A 4,776-nucleotide genomic window follows, 5' to 3' on the forward strand; every position below is an offset into this window, starting at 1 on the left:
ACGTCGAACTTCGCACCCAGCTTTGCCTGATACTTTGCCCGCAGCTCCAGCCACTTGATCTTGCCGATCATGTAACCCAGCGCCTGACCCGGCCACACGCAGTAGCGTTCGATCTCGGTTTCGTTCGGATCGCCCAGATTGGCGTCCATAAAGGCCATAGCCTGTTCACGGCTCCAGCGCTTATGGTGCATCCCCGTATCGACGACCAGACGGCAGGCGCGGAACAGGGCGTCGTGCAGATAGCCGATATAGCCATAGGGGTCTTCGGCATACATGCCCATATCCTTGGCCGCGACCTCTTCGGAATAGAGGGCCCAGCCTTCGATATAGGCGTTGAAGCCGGAAATCTGCCGCAGCATCGGCAGGTTCTTGTTCTCCTGCTGGATCGAAATCTGCATGTGGTGACCCGGAATCGCCTCGTGATAGGTCAGGGTCGGCAGGGTCCAGCTCGGCACTTCGGCCGTGTCGCGCAGATTGATGTAATAGGCCCCCGGACGCGAGCCATCGAGCGACGCCGGCTGATAATAGCCGCCCGGCGCGCCCAACTCGGTCGCCGGCGGGATGCGCTTGATCGTCACCTTGGTCTTGGGCAGGACACCGAAATAGGCCGGTAGCTTGGCCTGCACCACCTCGACCTGCGTGTTGAGATCGGCCAGCAACTTGTCCTTGCCCGCATCGGTGTTGGGATAGACAAACTTCGGGTCCTTGGCCATGGCCTTGAGACGGTCGCCCGTCGTGCCCGTGGTCATGCCGAGTTTCGTCATTACCTTTTCCAGCTCAGCATTGAGTTCCTTGACCTTATCGAGGCCGATCTGGTGGATGACGTCCGGCGTCAGGTCGGTGGAGGTGCCACCGCGCGCGCCGTAGATGTAGTAGGCCTCGCCCTGCGGAATATGCCACACGCCGGCATCGTGCGTCGCCTTGGGCAGGACGGCTTCGACGGCGGCGATCTGACGGCTGAGCGCCGGGACGACGGCGGTTTCATAAATCTGGGTCGCCTGCCCCCCCCAGTCACCGGCGATGTTCTTTTCCTTCGTGCGGCGGACGATGGATTGCACCAAGACGCTGTCGGCGGCCTTGGTGTCGCGCTGCGTCTTGAGCTGGGTGATGGCCTTTTGCAGCGCGAAGTCCGGCGCGATGACGCCCTTGGCCACATCGGCCTGCATCTTGGCGGTTTCCTCATCGAGCAGCACGGCATAGGCCTTGAGGCGCGACAGATAGGCGTCGGCATCGGCCTTCGTCTCGATGGTGTGCTGGCTGTCGAGGAAGTCCGGGATCGAGATATAGGAGCCCGTCAGCTGCGTGATGACGTAGGGCGACGACCCCGGCGAACCAAAGGCGAAGGCCTTATAGCCGTTCAGGCTTTGGGTCAGGTCCCACAGCACGGTGTCGTAATTGATGCGGTCCATGCCGGACAACTGATCGCGCGGGATGGCCTTCAACGCGGCGACCGACTTTTCCAGAAAGGCCGTGTAGCGGGCGCGTTCCTGCGGTGTGGCCGGATCGAGCCTGGCTTTCAGGGCGGCGCGCGCCCCCGTGTCGAGGCCCAGAGAGGTGGCACCCGTTGGCGAATGATCAACCATCTCATTGAAGATAGCGTCAAACGTCGCGTTCAGCTTCGCCGATGCCGCCTGCGCGAAAGCGGTGCCGGCCGAGAGACCCATAGCGGCAAGGGCCGAAGCCCCGGACAAAAGCGAACGACGATCAAGCATGGGGGCATCTCCGGAAAAGGTACGGGGCGCATACGGTTGCGCAGGCAACGACCCTAACCCCGCTCAGCACAGGCCGCAACGGGGTCAAGATGAACTCTCTGTAATGTTTGAAAAGGGCCGGAACGGACGTCTGGACGTAGGGGGCCGATCCTGGGACAAGGAAGCGGCGGCACCAAAGGGGGACAACTCTGGCGATGCGCCATGCGTCCGTTCCGGCATTTGCGACGTTTCGCTTCCCCCCGGCAACCCCCAGCTCCCGGAGCCAAACATCGACACTTAACAGCAACTTGCCACACCCTACCCCCTCATTTTAGGGGGCGGTATCACATGTTTTGGGGATATGATGATCGAAAATGCGCATCTGTGCGTGCTTGACACAACTTGCGGGCGGTACGGTTTCCTGATGGCGCAGGCCTTTGATCCGGCTCCCGAAAAGGACACGCCTGTGCTACAGGAGAGTCACAGGTGATTACTTCTCGTCGAGATCCTCATGAGCACCCTGCCCACCCCTGCCGATAACCGTCCGGAACACTGGTTCGGCCACTTCCCCTCGCCCGATGTGGCGGGCAACAAGTATGATCGCGGTCACGCCGTCGTGCTGGGTGGCCCTGTTCATTCGACGGGCGCGGCGCGGCTGGCGGCGCGGGCAGCCTTGCGCGCAGGCGCCGGGTTGGTGTCCGTGGCCTGCGACCCGTCGGCCCTGATCGTCTACGCGACAGCCTTTGAAGCGGTCATGACCAAGCCGGTGCGCGATGTCGCCGAATTTGCCGGATTGATCGGCGACCCGCGCGTCACCGCCGTGCTGCTGGGGCCCGCCGCCGGGCTGAACGAGCGCACGCGCGATTTTGTTCTGGCAACGCTCAGGGCGCAAAAGCCCTGCGTGCTTGATGCCGATGCCCTCACCGTGTTCAAAGACGACCCAAAGACCCTGTTTGCCGCCATCAGCGGCCCCTGCGTCCTCACCCCGCACGAAGGCGAATTTGCGCGCGTCTTCGGCCGGGCCGAGGAACGGGCGCGCGCCGCCGCCGATGCGGCGGCCGCCTCCGGGGCTGTGGTATTGTTAAAAGGGGCCGAAACCGTGATTGCCCACCCTGACGGCAGGCTGGTGGTCAATCGCCATGCCCCGCCGTGGCTGGCCACCGCCGGATCAGGTGACGTGCTCGGCGGGCTGATTTGCGGGCTGATGGCTCAGAAGATGAAGGCGTTTGAAGCCGCCTGCGCCGGGGTGTGGCTGCATTCAGAAGCGGCGCGCCGCTTCGGGCCGGGCCTGATCGCCGAGGATCTGAGCGAGCAGATCCCGGCGATCTTGCGCGATATGAAGCCGGCTTAAATCCTATCGGTTAAATCGCGCAGGTGACGCCCGTGCCCTTAAGGCCGCAATAGCCTTCCGGGTTCTTCTCCAGATAGCCCTGATGATAGTCTTCGGCGTAATAGAAGGGCTGATCGCTGTCGGGGCCGAAAATCTCGCTGGTGATCGGCCCAAGACCCTTGGCCGACAGTGCCGCCTCAAACGCATCGCGTGACTTCAATGCCGCCTCGTACTGCGCCTCGGTGGTGGTGAAGATGGCCGAACGGTACTGCGTGCCGACATCATTGCCCTGACGCATACCCTGCGTCGGGTCGTGACGCTCCCAGAACAGCTTTAAAAGCGCCTCGAAGCTGAGTTGGGCCGGATCATAAACGACCAGAACGCCTTCGGTATGGCCCGTCTGACCGGTGCACACCTCACGATAGGTCGGGTTGGGCGTATAACCACCGATATAACCGGCCGCCGTCGTGTAAACGCCCGCCTGCTGCCAGAACAGGCGCTCGACGCCCCAGAAACACCCCATGGCGAACACCACGGTTTCGGTGCCCTCAGGGAAAGGCCCTTTCAGCGGCGTGCCAAGCACGGCGTGCGTCGTGTCGGTGGGCAGAGCCTCAGCACGGCCCGGCAGGGCGTCTTCACGGGAAATCAGGCGGGTTTTGCTACCGAACATGCACGGCTCCTGAGTATGTAGGGGGATTTATCCCCAGTATAGACCTATGCCGGACATATAGGGTGTAAAAAAGATAGCGCCAGAGGCCAGTTAGGGGCTTGCGATTTATCGGTGGACGGTTATAACCGCCGCCTTCCCAAGACCTGCGGCATGGCCCGGTCTTGCCAGTGATGGACAGGTGGCCGAGTGGTTGAAGGCGCACGCCTGGAACGCGTGTATAGGGGCAACTCTATCGAGGGTTCGAATCCCTCTCTGTCCGCCACCCACCTCCCCAAGCCCTTGAATCTGCTGGCTATTTCTCACTCATCGACAGACCAACCCCAGCATTCACCCCAGCGGTTTGCGTGGATTTCAGTGGATGAGGTCGGACGCTTTTGAAGGTAGATGTGCTGTCTCTGCAACATAGACACGCTTGGGCGGTCGCGGCCACAGCCTCCGCTCCAGTGAGGCGCTTGTGCTTCACTCACGCCCTTTTGCGAGTGATGCCTCTACATAAGCCCTATCGCCGCCACGGGAGTTCAAGCTGTCCAAACGGGATGACGCCCGCCCGGCTCGCTGATTTGGGCTTTGGCTCCGGCCTTGGTTTTGCTTTGGGAGCCTCGACCTCACCCGCGACGGCGATGTCTCCGCAGAGAAAGCGCAAGAGATCTTCGCGCATGATCAGCCTGCGGCCACCGATCTTGACGGACTTGAGCGACCCATCGGCCATGCGCTCGTACAGGAATGACCGCCCCAGTCCGCTGGCCTTGACGGCTTCGTCGATACGGTAAGCGAGTTTCTGCGGTTCGTGCTGCGCCGGGCTGGACATATCAGCGATCCTCCCCGTCTGACGTGGCGCTTTCGCTTTGGTGGGCCTCTACTATCTCTTCCACCTGCCATCCGAAAGTCGAGCCTGCGGCCAGAATCTTGCCGACATGCTTGGTATAGAAGTCGAAACGGTGCCTGCCGCGTTTCTGAGACGCCTCATCAGGGTTCGGCACGCTGCCGGTAAAGGCAAAATAGATGTTCGCAAACTGCGCAATGGCTTCCAGTACGACCTCGATGTCGCGCGCGTGGCTGTCCTGCTTCTGCGCTATCCGGTCAAG

At 61.9% G+C, this 4,776-nt stretch carries 4 protein-coding genes, 1 tRNA gene and 1 pseudogene; 2 read left to right on the forward strand and 4 right to left on the reverse strand.

The genetic code is table 11. From position 1 onward, the window contains the following. On the reverse strand, nt 1–1,712 hold a 1,712-nt coding region (locus tag Q0072_RS18750; RefSeq protein WP_298333072.1), incomplete at its 3' end, for a DUF885 family protein. Nucleotides 1,713–2,202: 490 nt separating this feature from the next. Here Q0072_RS18750 and Q0072_RS18755 point away from each other — a divergent pair. Continuing rightward, nucleotides 2,203–3,042 (forward strand): NAD(P)H-hydrate dehydratase, encoded by an 840-nt coding sequence (locus Q0072_RS18755; protein ID WP_298333073.1) that lies wholly within the window; start codon nt 2,203–2,205, stop codon nt 3,040–3,042. Nucleotides 3,043–3,052: 10 nt separating this feature from the next. Here the strand turns inward: Q0072_RS18755 and msrA are convergent, their stop codons facing one another. Next, nucleotides 3,053–3,691, reverse strand: a complete 639-nt coding sequence (msrA, locus tag Q0072_RS18760; protein WP_298333074.1) for a peptide-methionine (S)-S-oxide reductase MsrA — start codon at nt 3,689–3,691, stop codon at nt 3,053–3,055. 172 nt (nt 3,692–3,863) lie between these two features. On the opposite strand from msrA, the gene Q0072_RS18765 reads away from it, so the two are divergent. Further along, nucleotides 3,864–3,953 (forward strand) — tRNA-Ser (locus Q0072_RS18765). A gap of 237 nt (nt 3,954–4,190) precedes the next feature. On the opposite strand, the gene Q0072_RS18770 is transcribed toward Q0072_RS18765, so the two are convergent. Together Q0072_RS18770 and Q0072_RS18775 are read right to left on the reverse strand one after the other, a co-directional pair. After that, nucleotides 4,191–4,499 (reverse strand): helix-turn-helix domain-containing protein, encoded by a 309-nt coding sequence (locus tag Q0072_RS18770; protein ID WP_298333075.1) that lies wholly within the window; start codon nt 4,497–4,499, stop codon nt 4,191–4,193. A 1-nt stretch (nt 4,500) separates the two neighbouring features. Beyond that, nucleotides 4,501–4,776, reverse strand: a pseudogene (locus Q0072_RS18775) (hypothetical protein); the annotation flags it as partial.

The organism is Asticcacaulis sp. (assembly GCF_027484505.1).
In the GTDB taxonomy this organism is placed as follows: domain Bacteria; phylum Pseudomonadota; class Alphaproteobacteria; order Caulobacterales; family Caulobacteraceae; genus Asticcacaulis.